This is a genomic window from Methylobacterium sp. Leaf88, from assembly GCF_001422795.1.
Taxonomy (GTDB): domain Bacteria; phylum Pseudomonadota; class Alphaproteobacteria; order Rhizobiales; family Beijerinckiaceae; genus Methylobacterium.
In genome coordinates, this window is the sequence record NZ_LMMK01000022.1 from 122,988 (window position 1) to 137,909 (window position 14,922).

10 protein-coding genes and 1 tRNA gene are annotated in these 14,922 nt (G+C 69.7%); 8 read left to right on the top strand and 3 right to left on the bottom strand.

Translation table 11 applies throughout. The annotated features are described in order from the left end of the window. Positions 1-72 precede the first annotated feature (72 nt). The gene (glmU, locus tag ASF20_RS14020; protein ID WP_244472568.1) at positions 73-1,452 is read right to left on the bottom strand and encodes a bifunctional UDP-N-acetylglucosamine diphosphorylase/glucosamine-1-phosphate N-acetyltransferase GlmU; all 1,380 of its coding nucleotides are present in this window, start codon (positions 1,450-1,452) and stop codon (positions 73-75) included. Positions 1,453-1,850: 398 nt separating this feature from the next. On the opposite strand from glmU, the gene ASF20_RS14025 reads away from it, so the two are divergent. The 3 genes from ASF20_RS14025 to ASF20_RS14035 all read left to right on the top strand — a co-directional run bounded on the left by ASF20_RS14025 (position 1,851) and on the right by ASF20_RS14035 (position 6,199). After that, complete coding sequence (locus tag ASF20_RS14025) at positions 1,851-3,443, top strand: glucan biosynthesis protein D (RefSeq protein ID WP_056221885.1); 1,593 nt, start codon at positions 1,851-1,853, stop codon at positions 3,441-3,443. A 53-nt stretch (positions 3,444-3,496) separates the two neighbouring features. Continuing rightward, on the top strand, positions 3,497-5,638 hold the full coding sequence (gene mdoH / locus ASF20_RS14030; RefSeq protein WP_280136503.1) for a glucans biosynthesis glucosyltransferase MdoH: 2,142 nt from the start codon (positions 3,497-3,499) through the stop codon (positions 5,636-5,638). Between the two features lie 471 nt (positions 5,639-6,109). Continuing rightward, positions 6,110-6,199 (top strand) — tRNA-Ser (locus tag ASF20_RS14035). A gap of 349 nt (positions 6,200-6,548) precedes the next feature. Here ASF20_RS14035 and ASF20_RS23385 read toward each other — a convergent pair. Next, a protein-coding gene (locus ASF20_RS23385) for an IS5 family transposase (RefSeq protein WP_156648068.1) occupies positions 6,549-7,306 on the bottom strand; the annotation gives its coding sequence in 2 pieces (ribosomal slippage) (positions 6,549-6,973 and positions 6,973-7,306; 759 coding nt in all). A gap of 23 nt (positions 7,307-7,329) precedes the next feature. Next, a complete protein-coding gene (locus ASF20_RS14050; RefSeq protein WP_200927230.1) occupies positions 7,330-7,731 on the bottom strand; it encodes a YeeE/YedE family protein in 402 nt (133 codons plus the stop codon). A 25-nt stretch (positions 7,732-7,756) separates the two neighbouring features. Between ASF20_RS14050 and ASF20_RS14055 the strand changes: the two genes are divergently transcribed. Genes ASF20_RS14055 through ASF20_RS14075 form a run of 5 tightly spaced genes read left to right on the top strand, consistent with a single transcriptional unit; the run spans position 7,757 to position 14,669 of the window. Continuing rightward, complete coding sequence (locus ASF20_RS14055) at positions 7,757-8,452, top strand: DNA adenine methylase (protein ID WP_056275005.1); 696 nt, start codon at positions 7,757-7,759, stop codon at positions 8,450-8,452. Further along, positions 8,449-9,597 (top strand): cysteine desulfurase family protein, encoded by a 1,149-nt coding sequence (locus tag ASF20_RS14060; protein ID WP_056275006.1) that lies wholly within the window; start codon positions 8,449-8,451, stop codon positions 9,595-9,597. Before ASF20_RS14055 ends, ASF20_RS14060 begins: the two co-directional genes overlap by 4 nt. A gap of 56 nt (positions 9,598-9,653) precedes the next feature. Further along, the gene (locus tag ASF20_RS14065; RefSeq protein WP_162242623.1) at positions 9,654-10,523 is read left to right on the top strand and encodes a DUF4007 family protein; all 870 of its coding nucleotides are present in this window, start codon (positions 9,654-9,656) and stop codon (positions 10,521-10,523) included. Further along, positions 10,508-13,873, top strand: a complete 3,366-nt coding sequence (locus ASF20_RS14070) for a hypothetical protein (RefSeq protein WP_056275011.1) — start codon at positions 10,508-10,510, stop codon at positions 13,871-13,873. The genes ASF20_RS14065 and ASF20_RS14070 overlap by 16 nt, the downstream gene beginning before the upstream one ends. Continuing rightward, positions 13,866-14,669, top strand: a complete 804-nt coding sequence (locus ASF20_RS14075; protein WP_056275013.1) for a phosphoadenosine phosphosulfate reductase family protein — start codon at positions 13,866-13,868, stop codon at positions 14,667-14,669. Before ASF20_RS14070 ends, ASF20_RS14075 begins: the two co-directional genes overlap by 8 nt. Positions 14,670-14,922 lie beyond the last annotated feature (253 nt).

Sequence of the window (14,922 nt, forward strand, 5' to 3'; positions counted from 1 at the left end):
CCAGCCAAGCCCGCTTCGGAGCCTGCGCCGACAATCCTGAACGCGGGCTTTCAGCACACGCCCGCGTCGGCCTCACGGCTTCGGTTTCGTGGCCCGCGCCGCCTTCTCCGCCTGCAGGGCCGCGCGCTTGCCCGGCGCCCAGCCGGCCAGGTTGCGCTGGCGACCGCGCGACACCGCCAGGGCGTCGTCCGGCACGTCCCCGGCGATCACCGAGCCGGCGCCCACGATGGCGCCCGCGCCGACGCGGACGGGCGCCACCAGGGCGGTGTTCGAGCCGATGAACGCCCCCGCCCCGATCTGCGTCCGGTGCTTGTTCACCCCGTCGTAGTTGCAGGTGATGGTGCCGGCCCCGAGATTGGCCCCCGCCCCGACCTCGGCGTCGCCCACGTAGGTCAGGTGGTTCGCCTTGGCGCCGGCGCCCATCCGGGCGTTCTTCACCTCGACGAAGTTGCCGATGCGGGCGCCGGTCTCCAGCACTGCCCCCGGGCGCAGGCGGGCATAGGGGCCGATCTGGACGCCGGACTCAAGCGTGGCGCCCTCCAGATGCGAGAAGCTGTGCACCACGCAGGCCTCGCCCACCGTCACATGGGGCCCGAACACCACGTGAGGTTCCACCACAACGTCCCGTCCCAACACCGTGTCGATGCTGAAGAAAACCGTCTCCGGCGCGATCAGGGTCGCCCCCGCCGCCATGGCCGCCCGGCGCAGGCGCCCCTGGATCTCGGCCTCGGCCACGGAGAGCTGGATCCGGTCGTTGACCCCCTGCGCCTCGGCCTCCGACACCGGCACCACCGCGACGGGCAGGCCGTCCGCCACCGCCAGGGCGACGGCGTCGGGCAGGTAGTATTCGCCCGCCGCGTTGGCGTTGCCGATGCGGGTGAGGAGGGGCAGCGCATGGGGGCCCGACAGGGCCATCAGGCCGGCATTGCACAGGGTGACGGCGCGCTCGGCCGCGCTCGCGTCCTTCTCCTCGCGGATCGCCAGGACGCGGTCCCCCTCCGTCAGCACCCGGCCGTAGCCGGTGGGATTCGGGCTCTCGAAGGCCAACACCGCCACGGCCGCGCCCTGCGCCAGGGGCGCGCGCAGGCGCGCGAGGGTGTCGGCGGTGATCAGCGGCGTGTCGCCGAAGGCGATCACCACGTCGTCGTCGCCCGCCTCCAGGGCGGCACGGGCGGCCAGCACCGCGTGCGCGGTGCCGAGGCGCTCGGCCTGGGGGTAGACCGCCGCGCCGGGCGCCAGGGCGGCGATCTCGCGGGCGACCGCGTCCTGGCCCGGCTCCGCCACCACGGCGATGCGGGTCGCCCCGGCCCCCTGCGCGGCGGCCAGCACGTGCCCGAGCAGGGTCCGGCCGGCGACCCGGTGCAGCACCTTCGGCAGGTCCGAGCGCATCCGCGTGCCCTTGCCGGCGGCGAGCACGATGGCGGTGAGGCTGCGGTCTGCGTTCCTGGTCATCTGATCCGTCATCGAGGGTTCCGCCGCGGGTCGCGCTGTCGCTCGGGTCAAGCTGGTGCCCGGGTCAAGCTGGTGCTCTTGCGGGTGCTCTTGCGCGGGCTAAAGCGCCGATGGGGCTGTTTCAAGTCCGGGCTCGAACGGCATGGGCTTCATCGGTCCGGACCTCGTGCAGGGTCTCCGGCAGTATCGGTCGGGTCACAGGACCTGTCGGGCAAGGTTTGGCCCGGCCCGGACCGAACGGAAACGCGCCCTTCGGCGTTGACCGGCGCGGTTCGGGAGGGCTTAACCCCCGGTTCAGGGCCCGGCATGGTAGACACGACCGACGCTCGACCTCCGCGAGCCCCCCACATCGACGCCCTCGCCTTTCTCCGCGCGCCCCCGCCGACCCCACGGACCTGATGACGCCGCCGAACCCGGATTTCCTCGACGCCCCGTCCGCCAGCGGCCCGACCCGCTGCACCGGCCCGAGCCGCCGCACCGTACTCCGGCAGGCCGGCCTCGCGACGCTTGCCGGCGGTCTCGCGGCCCTGCCGGGGGCCGCGGCCGCCGACGAGGCCCCCGCCCTGCCCGCCGACGGCACGCCGTTCCAGCCGGGCCTCGTCACCGATCTCGCCCGGGCCCTGGCCAGGCGCCCCTACGCGGCCCCCCGCATCGACGACCTGCCGGACGCCCTGACGGGCCTCAACCGCGAGCAGTACGCCGCCATCCGCACCCGGCCCGGCAGCGCGGTCTGGGCCGAGGCGGGCTTGGGCTTCACCCTGGAGCCCCTGCATCGCGGCTCGGTCTTCCGCTCCCGCGTGGCGCTGGCCCTGGTGGAGGAGGGCACCGTGCGCGCCCTGCCCTACGATCCGGCCCGGTTCGAGACGGAGGGCGTCGCCCTCCCGGCCTTCAAGGACGACCCCGGCTATTCGGGCTTCCGCATCCGCGCCCGCTTCCGCGGCGGGGAGCTCAGCGACTTCGCGATGGTCCAGGGGGCGTCGTTCTTCCGCCTCCTGGCCACCGGCCAGGGCTTCGGCGTCACGGCCCGGGCCCTGACCCTGCGCCCGGCCGACGCGAAGGGCGAGGAATTCCCCGAATTCCGCGCGATCTGGATCGAGCGGCCCGGCCCCGGCGGCCCCCTCGTCCTGCACGCCCTGGTGGATTCGCCCTCCGCCGCGGCGGCCCTGCGCATGAGCCTGCGCCCCGGCGACGCCTCCCTCTGCGACGTCGAGGGCACGGTCTTCGCCCGCGCGGCCATCGACCATCTGGGCCTCGGCGGCATGACCACGAGCTACCTGTTCGGCCCCCACGACCGGCGCGGGGCGGACGACGCCCGCGCGGGCGCCTCCGCCAGCGGCGGCCTGCAGATCCGCACCGGCGCCGGCGAGGCGATCTGGCGCCCGGTGCGCAATCCCCAGACCCTGCAGATCTCCTCCTTCCTCGACGAGAACCCGAAGGGCTTCGGCCTGATGCAGCGGGCGCGGGACTACGCCGCCTTCCAGGACGACGTGCAGCACTGGGAATGGCGCCCCTCCCTCTGGCTCGAGCCCCTCGGCGCCTGGGGCCCGGGGGCGGTGACCCTGCTGGAGATCCCGAGCGATTCCGAGTTCAACGAGAACGTGCTCGCCTATTGGCGCCCCAAGGCGACCCTGGCGGCCGGGGCCGAGATGCCCTTCAGCTACCGCCAGCACTGGTGCTGGCAGCCCCCCGAGCCGCCGAAGGTCGCCCTGGTCTCGGGCACGCGCAGCGGGCGCGGCGGCGACAACCGCCGCCTGTTCCTGGTGGACTTCACCGGCGCGGGCATCGCCGCCCCCGGGGACCTCCAGACCCAGCTCGGCGCGGCCTCCGGGGCGATCCCGTCGAGCACCCTCTACCGCTACCCCGAGCGCGACACCCTGCGGGTGGCCTTCGAGCTCGACCCGAAGGGCGAGAAGTCCTGCGAGCTGCGGCTCAACCTGCAGCGCGGCGGCATCCCCCTCACCGAAACCTGGCTCTACCGTTGGACCCCGTGACCGCATCCCCCCTCTCCCCCGACGCGGCGGCTCCGGCCGCCGCGGCCCGTCCCGTGGATCCGGCCGCCGCGGCCCGTCCGGCCCCCCGGCCCTTCGCCGCCGCGATGCCCCCCGAGGCGCCGCTGCCGATGCCCGTGCAGGACCTGGAGCATTGGGACCCGGCCGACGGCCACCGCCCGGCCGCGCGCCACGCCCAGCCCTGGCTCGCCCGCGCCTTCGTCTTCGGCGGGGCGGCGCTGCTCACCGCCTACGGCGCGATGCAGATGTACGAGGTGGTGGCGGTCTCGGGCGGCACCACGGCGCTGCAATACGTGCTGCTCGCCCTCTTCACCCTGAACTTCTCCTGGATCGCGCTGGCCTTCACCGGCGCGATCCTGGGCTTCCTCGTCCTTCTGCGCCGCGGAACGACCCCGGCCCTGCCGGCGCGTCTGGCCACCCGCACCGCGGTGGTGATGCCGGTCTACAACGAGGCCACCGCGCGCACCTTCGCGGCCATCGAGGCGATGCGCGCCGAGATCGACGCCACGGGCCTGGGCGAGGCCTTCGACTACTTCGTCCTGTCGGATTCGACCCAGGGCGACGCCTGGATCGCCGAGGAGCGCGCCTTCCTCGAGCTCCGGGCCCGCTGGGGCGGCGCACGGGCGCGGCTGTACTACCGCCATCGCGCCAAGAACCACCACCGCAAGGCCGGCAACATCGGTGACTTCGTCTCCCGCTGGGGGGGCGCCTACGACCACATGCTGGTCCTCGACGCCGACAGCCTGATGACCGGCTCCTGCGTGGTGCATCTGGCCGCCGCCATGGAGGCGGACCCGGATGCCGGCATCATCCAGTCGCTGCCGCTCATCATCAACCGCAACACCCTGTTCGCCCGGGTCCAGCAATTCGCCGCGCGGATCTACGGGCCGGTGATCGCCACGGGCCTCTCCGTCTGGTCGGGCCGCGACGGCAACTACTGGGGCCACAACGCCATCATCCGCACCCGCGCCTTCGCGGCGGCCTGCGGCCTGCCCGACCTGAAGGGCAAGCCGCCCTTCGGCGGGCACGTGCTCAGCCACGACTTCGTGGAGGCGGCCCTGATCCGGCGGGCCGGCTGGAGCGTGACCATGCTGCCGGCGCTGCCCGGCTCCTACGAGGAGAGCCCGCCCTCGCTCATCGACGTGGCGGTGCGCGACCGGCGCTGGGCGCAAGGGAACCTCCAGCACAGCCGCATCATCGGCACGGCGGGGCTGGCCCTCGCCTCCCGCCAGCACTTCGCCACCGGCATCGCCGGCTACGTCGCCTCGCCCCTGTGGCTGGCCCAGCTCGTGGTCGGTATCGCCCTGGTGCTCCAGACCGCCTATGTGCGGCCGGAATACTTCACCTCCGAGTTCGGCCTCTACCCGGTCTGGCCGCGCTTCGATCCCGTGCGCGCGCTCCAGCTCTTCGGCCTGACCATGGGCATCCTGCTGGCGCCGAAGTTTCTGGGACTGGGCCTCGCGCTGATCGACGGACCCGTGCGCCGGGCCTGCGGCGGCGCGGTCCGCCTCGTGCTGTCGAGCCTGATCGAGATCCTGCTCTCGGCCCTGATCGCCCCGATCGCGATGCTGATCCAGTCGGGCTCGGTGTTCCAGATCCTGCTCGGGCGCGACACCGGCTGGAACCCGCAGCGGCGCGACGACGGCTCGATCCCCTGGTCCGACATCGTGCGCCGCCACCGCTGGCACATGGCGCTCGGCCTGGTCACGGGGGTGGCGGCCTTCGCCATCGCCACCTCGCTGTTCCTCTGGATGTCGCCCACCATCCTGGGCCTCGTCCTGGCGATTCCCATCTCTTGGGCGAGCGGCCAGCTCGGCCTCGGGCTGGCCCTGCGGCGCCTCGGCCTGCTGATGACCCCGGAGGAGCGTGACCCCCCCGCCATCGCCGTGCAGGCCGGGGCCCTGAGCCGGCGCAACGCCGAGGCGGGCCTCGACGACGCGGACGCGCTCAGTGCCCTCCACGCCGATGCGGACCTCGCCGCGGCCCACGCGGCGATGCTGCCCGAGACCGCCCCCCGCCCGCGTGGGGTCATCGACCCCGACCGGGCGCTGGCCCAGGCCAAGGTGGTGGAGGCGGAGGGCATCGCCGAGGCCCGGGCCTGGCTGACGCCGAAGGAGCGCATGGCCCTCCTGCACGACCGCGCCCTCCTCGACCGCCTCACCCGCCTGGCGCCCTGAGCCCGCGCCGTCCGGCCTGACCGCACCGCGGCGCCGGCGGTGACGCGCGCCGCCGGGCCCGGACGGGGTTTCCCGTTTCAATCCCGGCCTCTCGTCACCGCGGCCGGCCCCCACGCCTTTGCTGCTGGAATACCAAGTGGCAGGATACGGCGTTCCACCCAGGAACACCGAGGAACACCTTCACCCGCCCGGCCCAGCCGCGGCGGGTTTTTCGGGCGTGGACGATGGCGGCGGCGACAGGGGCGTCGGGTCGGACGGGCGACGCGCCGATCGCGCCGAAGCCCTCGGGCGACCGGGCTTGCGCCATCCCGGTCCACCGGGCGGCGCAAGGGCGGGCCCCGCGGCGGCGGTTGACGCCGCCCCGCGGGCAGCCATAGACAGGATCGCCGGTTCGAACGAGGGCGAACAGGAGCGGCGGGTCCGGGCCCGGTGCTTCCGCGGAGGCGAAGTCTCTGGCTCCCGCATGGGCTTGGAAGGGTGGCCGAGTGGTTTAAGGCAGCGGTCTTGAAAACCGCCGTAGGCGCAAGTCTACCGTGGGTTCGAATCCCACCCCTTCCGCCAATTGGATGATCCAACTCACTGATTTTGCTGAACTATTTATGGAAGCGAATTGTGCTTCCCCATCGCTTTCCCCACCTGATTCCTGCTGACGATCCACTGAGGATCGCCAAAAGGCACATTTATTTTCTGCGACTAGGCCGCTCGATCTGCTCACTCGCCAGGCGAGTGTGCTCGAATCGTTTCCTATCTAACGCAGCGAGTTCCTCCGATTCGATCACATATCGTGTGACTGCACAGGCGAAGGCGTTTTTTTACATGAGTTAAGGGGGGCGGGTCAGCAATCGCCTCCCTTGAGCTCGCAACTTTTCGCTCGCATTTGCATCCGCACGGAGCTGCCTAGGATGGGGACTCATTGGGCCCACTCGGTCACGGCGGCGACGAGGGCGACGCCGGCGAGGTAGTTGGCGGCGAGCCTGTCGTAACGGGTTGCGATGCACCGCCAGTTCTTGATGCGGCAGAACAGGCGCTCGATGACGTTGCGCCGGCGGTAGGCCCGGCGATTGTAGGGATGGGGCACTGTACGGGCCTTGCTCGACGGGATCACCGGTGTGATCCGCCGTTCCTTGAGCCAGTCGCGCAGGCTATCAGCATCGTAGGCTCGATCGGCCAGGAGCCGCTTGGGCAGCGCGACCTGCTCCGATAGCAGCAGCGCCATCCGAATGTCGCTGAAGCTACCCGGCGTCAGCGCGAGGGCGACCGGTCGGCCGCGATCATCGGCCAGGCAGTGGATCCTGCTCGTCTGCCCACCGCGCGAGGTGCCGATCGCCTGCGCCCACGCCCCCCTTTTCCGGCGGCTGCCGAGCGGTGGGCCTTCACGTGGGTGGTGTCGAGGGCGAGTTCGTCGGGTATCACACCGACATCAGCAACCTGAGCAAACAAGCGCTGCCAGCGCCCGCGTTGCGCCCAGCGGTGGTAGCGATTGTAGATCGTGGTAGCCGGCCCGTACTCGGCCGGGCAATCGCGCCAGCGGCCGCCGACCTTGAGCACGTGCAAGATGCCGCTGATGACCCGCCGATCGTCCACGCGCGGCTTGCCGGGAAGGCCGCGCGGCAGGTGCGGTTCGATCGCCGCCCAGGCTTCATCTGACAGCCAGAACAAACGCGCCATCCCAACTTCCCCAGCGCATGACCTCATTCGCTCAAGGGAAAACACTCGACATCGCAGTTGGTTGTATGGGTTCCCATCCTAGACTCCCGGGCGCCTTTTTGCGGCCGAGCCGCGAAGACGGCGTCGTGCAGCGCCATCCCCGCGAGCATGGCGGCGGCGAAGATCAGGACGGGCTCCGCCCCCGTCGAGAGCGCCGCCATGGCAGGGCCGGGACAGAAGCCGGCCAGACCCCAGCCGATGCCGAACAGGGTGGAGCCGGCGATGAGCGGCGCGTCGACCCGGCGGTTCGTCGGCACGTCGAACCGGGTGTCGAAGGCCGGCCGCTTCAGGCGGGCAACGAGCAGGTAGCCCGCCGCCGAGACGGCGACGGCGCCGCCGAGCACAAAGATCAGGCTCGGGTGCCAGTTCCCCGCGATTGCTTCCATCGCAGAAAACTGCGATGATGGCGGCATGCGCTATCCTGGCGGCAAAGGTCGCACCTACCAGATACTGATCAACCTGATGCCGCCGCACAGGGTGTATATCGAGTCGCATCTCGGGGGCGGCGCGGTGATGCGCATGAAGCGGCCTGCCAACCGAAGCATCGGAGTAGACCGGGACCCGACGGTCTTGGACCGGTGGCGCTTAATCACTCGGCCGGACCTGGAATTACATGCGGGCGACGCCGCCGGCTTCCTGGAACGTCACCCGTTTAAAGGCGACGAACTCGTCTACGCGGACCCCCCGTACTGGCCCGGAAGCCGCCGCCGCGTCAGGTGCTACCGCCACGACTACACCAACGCTGACCATCATCGCTTGCTGGACGTGCTTCTGAGCTTACCCTGCATGGTCGTGCTAAGCGGTTACCGCTGCGCCCCTTACGACACGCGCCTTCGGGACTGGATCAGGACGGATTACATGGCGGCCAGCCAGGCCGGAGCGGTACCCGAGTCCGCCTGGACTAACTTTCAGCCCGGTCCGGTCCTCCACGATTACAGCTATGTCGGCGCCAGCTTCCGCGCACGCGAGGCGTTGCGGCGGCGACGGGAGACCAACTACCGTCGACTGGCAGAAGCGCCCGCGCTGGAGCGGATGGCCGTGCTGGCCGACCTAGCGGACACATTTCCGGAGGAGGTTCTCGCGACCGCGGCGAGGATCTGCGTATGAGGCAGATCTACTTGGACTATCAGGCCAGCACGCCGATGGACGAGCGCGTGCTTCAGGCCATGCTGGAATGGCTGACGCGGCCCGCGAATCCGCACGCCAGCGAGAACGAGCCCGGTCGACTTGCCCACGAGGCGGTCGAGAAAGCGCGGGCCGAGATAGCCGCGGCGCTTGGCGCCGAGCCGGAATGCGTCCTCTTCACATCGGGAGCGACCGAAGCGGCGAACCTCGCGTTGCGGAGCTTGGTGCCCGGACAGGGGCACCTCGCGATCTCCGCGATTGAGCATCCCTGTGTCACGGAAACCGGCGCGGAGCTGGAGCGCCGGGGAGCCAGGCTCACCGTGATCCCGGTCGACGGCGACGGGCTCGTGGACATCGAAGAGATGGAGCGCGTCCTGGACGACGCGCCAGACCTCGTGTCTATAATGGCGGTCAACAACGAGGTCGGTACCGTCCAGCCAATTAGCGAGATCGCGGCCATGTGCGCGGAGGTGGGCGTCGCCTTCCACTCCGATGCAGCCCAGGCGCTAGGGCGGGTCCCGGTCTGTCTGACCTCCGGACTCTCGGCGCTGACAATCTCGGGACACAAAGTATATGGTCCTCAGGGGATCGGGGCCATCGCGGTGGCGCCAGACGCGCTCCCGAAGCTCAAGCCGATGCTGACCGGTGGCGGCCAGCAGGGCGGCATCCGGCCGGGCACACTGCCTGTCGCGCTCTGCGTCGGACTGGGCGAGGCCTGTAGGCTCGCCGTCCTAGAGCTGGAGGCGGACAGGCGCCACGTGCAGGATCTCCGGGACCGCATGCTCGGCATCCTTGGGCAGGAACTTGGGACCGTGGTGGTCAACGGCTCGCTAGCCGATCGGGTACCGCACAACCTCAACCTTGCGATACCGGGTGTGGACGCCCAGGAACTGCTGGCGCGAGCACCCCGGCTGGCGCTATCGACGGGCTCGGCGTGCTCATCGGGCGCAATCGAATTGTCACGGGTGCTGGCAGCGATGGGCGTTGATCCAGTGACCGCGGCGGCATCCATACGGATTGGTTTCGGCCGGGGCACAAGCATCCAGGACGTTGAGGCGGCGGCGATGATGATCGCCGGGGCGGCGCGTGCGTGCCGAGAGGCCCGGAGTACTGGGGTGGGGGCATGACGAAAGACGAGACGAGGCCCCCTGGGGCCTGGAGCCTGGACGGAGGGCGCGCAAGAGTGTTCTCCGGACACGAATCCTTCGCCGTCCGCCATGGCTGGCTGCCCAAGCTGCACGAGGCCGTGCGGGCCGACCCCACGCTGTTCCAGAGCGACGAGCGCGCCATCCTGACCCTTGGCCTCGGCAAGAACATGGTGAAGTCGCTCCGCTTCTGGGGCGAGGCATTGGGCCTCATCGCGCAGGACCGTGCCGGAGCGCGGATCACGGAGTTTGGGTCACGGCTGCTGGACGAGGCGGAGGGGCTGGACCCGTACTTAGAGGATCCCGGCACGCTGTGGCGGCTGCACTGGCGGGTCGCGGCCCATGCCGGCCTCGGCGCCTGGGTGGTCGTCTTCCAGGAGCTGACCGACCCCGAGATCATTCGGGAGCGGCTGATCCAGCAGGTTCAGGTGCGGGCCCTCACTGTTCGAGGACCGATTACAGGCGGCACGGCGACCGCACATATTGACGTGCTGCTGCGTACGTACGCGCAGGCGGCCGACGGGGCGGCTGAGGACGTGCTCGGCTGCCCGTTCCAGGAGCTTGGCCTCCTGTCGCTCGGGACCTCTGGCGGGCAGCCGGTCGTCCGCCTCACGCGAGGTCCGCGGCCCGATTTGGACCCGCGCAGCCTCGCCTACGTGCTACACGACTTCTGGGCGGGGACAGCGCCTGGCAGCCGGACGCTGTCGATGCGCAGCCTCCTCCTGGACCGACGCGGTCCCGGAGCCCTGCTTAAGCTGGACGAGGCGTCGCTACACGGCATGCTCGTGGACCTCTGCAGTCGCGTCGACGATCTGGCCATCGTCGAGGATGGCGCAGGCGGCATCAACCTTGTGGCGACCGGCGGCACGATTTCAAACCTGGAGGACTTCGCATGGCCGAACCGCTGATCGCAGACCGCGTTTCGGTCGGCCGGCGGTACGTCCGCGCCGTCGACCTCAAGCGGGACTACGCTGATCCCGCCGCGCTGGATGGATACGTACTCACGCCGTCCGCGCGCGACGCGCTCGAGCGCACCCTGCGGGGTCTCGAGGCCACGTCGACGCAACGGGCCTTCCGCGTGACGGGCCCCTATGGCTCGGGCAAGTCTTCGTTTGCCGTCCTGCTCGCGAGGCTCCTGCTCGAGGAGGGCTCAGGCCCCGCCACCGACCTGGCCGCGGCGGCCGGGCTCAAAGAGGTACCGTCGTACAGCCCGCTCGTCCTGGTGGGCCGGCGGGCGAGCATGTCGGACGAGATCGTCGGCGCTCTTCTCTCGCTCGCCATGACTGGGCCGCTCTCGGACCCGGACACGGCCGAGCAGCTCAACCGCCTCCGCACCGATCGGGCCCAGGGTATTCGCGACATCCGTCCCGTGCTGGACGCGCTAGAACGTGTGGCAGCCCTGAACCGGTCACGGACCGGCCGGGGCATCGTGCTCCTGGTGGACGAGATGGGCCGCTTCATCGAGTTCGCCGCCGCGAACCCGGCCAGGGAGGACCCGTCGCTCTTCCAGCAGCTCGCCGAGCGCTGCGGCGGTCACGGCGACCTTCTCGGCATCGTCGCCTTCCTGCACAACAGGTTCGCCGACTACGTCGCTGGGCTGGGCGGCTGGTTCGAGGGCGAGTGGGCCCGTTCGGCCGAACGCTACGAGGAGTTGGCCTTCCACGAACCTGCAGAGCAGGCCCTCTTCCTGCTCGCGGAGGCGATCAGGCCGGCACAGCCGCATGCGAAGGCCGTCGCCTCCACAATGCGGGACCTGTTCGCCGCCTCGCTGACTAGAGGCCTGTTCTCAACGTCGGCGCCGAAGCTCACTCAGGTCGCTCCCTGTCTTTACCCCTTGCATCCCGCGGTGACCGCCTGCCTGGCCGCGTCGTCCAGGCGATTCGGCCAGAACGAGCGGTCTCTCTTCAGCTTCCTCCAGTCGCACGAGCCGTCCGGCCTGCAGCGGCACATGGCTGCCACGCCGTATAGTCCGGACGGCCTCTACCGGACCGACCAGCTCTACGACTATCTCGCCGGCCAGGGCGATCTCCGATTCCGGTCGCCGGACCGCGAGCGCCGCTGGCACCTTGCGATGGACGCGCTCGTGCTCGCCACCGACATGCCGCAGGAGACGCAGTCGGTCCTGAAGACGCTCGCCCTGGTCTCGGTGCTCGAGCCGATCCCCGGCCTAGCGCCCGACCCCTCCTCAATCGCTTGGTGCCTGGATCAGCCGAAGGACCGAGTGGTTGCTGCCCTGGAGGAGCTTTCGGCGCGAGGCCTAGCCCATCGACGGATCGGACGGTCGGAATACAGTCTATGGTCTAGCTCGAGCGTGGACCTTGAGGACTGGCTCAACCGCGCCCGCCAAGCCATTCCGCAGCCGACCGCGATCAATCCCACTCAGCTGGGGCAGATCGGTGGCCGTCGCATCGTCGCACACCGCCACTACCACCTGACCGGCAACCAGCGGACCTTCTGCGTGCTGCTCGGTACCGATGCGCCCCTTCTAAGCGACTGCGACGGCGCTATCCGTATCGTGCCCGTCAACCCAGGGGAGGACCTGGAGGCGGTCGCGGAGAGCGTGCGGTCCGCGTCGACCGAGGCGGGACCGCTGCAGCTCTACAACCTCCGCCGTGTTCACCCAGCCCATCTTGGGCACTCGCACGAGCTGGTGCTCTGGTCATGGGTGCGCGCCAACTGCCCAGAGCTGCGGGTCGACGACTTGGCGCGTGGCGAGGTCGAGCGGCGGCTCGCGCAGGCCCAAGCGGCGCTGGATGCGCTAGTGGCTCCGCTCTCGCGCGGCGAGCAGGATGCCGACGGGCTCTGGTTCAGGGACGGCGCCAGTATCACAGTCGGTAGCCGCCGGGAGCTGAGCGCGCTGCTGAGCGATGTGTGCGACGATGTGTTCAGACGCGCGCCAATCCTTCGTAACGAGCTGATCAATCGCCCCGTCCTCTCCAAGGCGATCGCGGCGGCCCGCACGAAGCTTCTCGAGCTCATGATCTCGCAGGCGGACAGACTGTACCTGGGGATGGACGGCGCTCCTCCGGAGCGCACGATTTACCTATCGCTGTTCAAGGACTCTGGGCTTCACCGAGAAGTTGACGGGCAGCTTGGCTTCCACCCTCCTTCCTCCGTGGACCCGAGAGGGTGGCGCCCGGTTTGGGACCGGATCACCGAACTCGTCGAGCAGAGGCACACCGTTCGTATCGACGAACTCATGGGAGAGCTGTCCGCCGCTCCCTATGGGCTGCGGCCCGGGCCGGCGCTGCCGATCCTCGCGGCCTACATGCTCATCAACAGACGGCGGATTGCACTCATGGAACGGGGCAGCTTCCAGCCGGAGCTAACGTCCTCGCACTTCATGCGGCTGGCCAAGTCCCCGGCGAACTTTGCACTGCGGCAGGTCGGAATAGCGGACCACCGCGAGGAAGTCCTGCGCAGCCTCGCCGCCCGGATCGGTATCTGGCCCGATGGCGAGCCGCTCGCCGCCGACCTCACCGCCATCGTTCGGGCCCTCTACAACTGGTTCAACACCCTCCCCGACTACACGATGCGGACGGGTGGTCTGAGCGCGGCCACGCGGGACGTCCGCGCAATGCTGCGCAAGGCGAAAGATCCAGTCGCCCTCGTGTTTCAGGATCTGCCAAGGCTCCTGGGCTGCCTCCACGAGGACGGCGCCATCGACGCGGCCCGACTGGCCGAGAGCCTCGACATAGCGCTCCTCGAGATGGACGAGGCGGAGCCGCGTCTCAGGGCACAGGTGCGCGGCGCGACGCTGGACGCCTTCGGTTTGCGGTCCATCGAGGACCTTCGTCGACAGGTACAAGCCGACTTCGCGCCCCACCTGCTCATGCTCCGCGAGTACCGACTCCGCGCGTTCGTCGAGCGCGTCCTGAACCGCGACGCGGACGAGGACCAACTCCTGGACAGCGTGGCGAGCCTACTCGCGGGCAAGCGGCTGACGAGCTGGGACGACCAGAGCCTGGACCGCTACACCTTCGAGGTCCGCGAGCTGGCTCAACGGCTGGCGCGCTGGCTCGCCCTGGCCCGCGTGGCCCAGGCCGGACGCACTCCGGTGGCCGGAGTACACCTCACCTCGGCGGATGGGAGCGAGCGGAGCTTCTTTGTGCAGGAGAGGGCTCGGGCGCCCGGACGGCGCGCCGTCGCGACCGAGGTCCGGCGCCTCCTTCAGGGTCGGACCGACGCTAGCATGATCCTGGCGGAGCTGCTGGCCGAGGTCGCCGTGACACACGAGGAGGAGAGGACCAATGGCTGAGGTGAGGCACATCCTGAGCCTGTCGGGCGGCAAGGACTCCGCCGCGCTCGCGCTCTACATGCGCGACCAGGTGCCCAACATGGAGTACATCTTCTCGGACACTCGCAAGGAGCTACCCGAGACGTACGAGTACCTGGAGCGCATCGAGGATTACCTCGGCAAGCGCGTCCACCGGCTGAACGCCGACTTGGGCTTCGACCATTGGTATGACGTCTATGGCGGCATGATCCCGTCGAATCACCGTCGCTGGTGCACGAAGATGCTCAAGCTGAAGCCCTTCGAGGACTTTGTCGGCGACGCGCCTGTGCTCAACTACGTGGGCCTGCGCGCGGACGAGAACCGGTCGGGCTACATCAGCCATAAGTCGAATATTACGCCCGTATACCCCTTTCAGGAGGCCGGGCTTAAGCTCGCCGACATCGAGGAGATCCTGCAGTCCTCCGGCGTCGGAATGCCACCGTACACGAAGTGGGGCCGGTCCCGCTCCGGCTGCTTCTTCTGCTTCTATCAGCAGAAGATCGAGTGGGTGCGGCTCAAGGAGACCTACCCCGCGCTCTACGAGGAGGCCAAGGCCTACGAGCATCCCTTCGAGGCGAGCGGCAATACGTTCACCTGGAGCGAGCGTGAGAGCCTGGCCGAGCTGGAGCAGCCCGAGCGGATGTCCGCCATTAAGGAGGAGCACCGCCAGCGTCAGGCCGCAAAGGAGGCGAAGGGAGCGGAACTGACTCTTGCGCAGGTGTTCGCGCGGGAGGAGGCCGCGGAGGACGTTGAGGGCTGCCTCATCTGCACACTCTGACCTGCGCGCGGACATGAACCCTATCGGCTCCATCTCAGCTTGCTCCCTGCGGCTCCTGCAATTCAGACATCGTGCGTATGGGGAGAATGCCACTGTCAGCCAACGGGCGCGGGACGTTCAGCACCCGGCTACGCCGCTCGCATTTCATTTGGCGGTGCTGGCCCGGATCTCGGACTTGACGGCCGCGTGGCTCCGGGTCGGCGGTGGCATCGCGCGGGATAGCCATCGCAGATGTCTCTCACGTTTAGGTATG

What these genes read in the sequence shown, in the direction of transcription:
- ASF20_RS14075 (WP_056275013.1), top strand. Translation starts at nt 13,866, where the DNA reads ATGGCTGAGGTGAGGCACATCCTGAGCCTGTCGGGCGGCAAGGACTCC.
- ASF20_RS14060 (WP_056275006.1), top strand. Translation starts at nt 8,449, where the DNA reads ATGAGGCAGATCTACTTGGACTATCAGGCCAGCACGCCGATGGACGAG.
- glmU (WP_244472568.1), bottom strand. Translation starts at nt 1,452, where the DNA reads ATGACCAGGAACGCAGACCGCAGCCTCACCGCCATCGTGCTCGCCGCC.
- ASF20_RS14050 (WP_200927230.1), bottom strand. Translation starts at nt 7,731, where the DNA reads ATGGAAGCAATCGCGGGGAACTGGCACCCGAGCCTGATCTTTGTGCTC.
- ASF20_RS14070 (WP_056275011.1), top strand. Translation starts at nt 10,508, where the DNA reads ATGGCCGAACCGCTGATCGCAGACCGCGTTTCGGTCGGCCGGCGGTAC.
- ASF20_RS14025 (WP_056221885.1), top strand. Translation starts at nt 1,851, where the DNA reads ATGACGCCGCCGAACCCGGATTTCCTCGACGCCCCGTCCGCCAGCGGC.
- ASF20_RS14055 (WP_056275005.1), top strand. Translation starts at nt 7,757, where the DNA reads ATGCGCTATCCTGGCGGCAAAGGTCGCACCTACCAGATACTGATCAAC.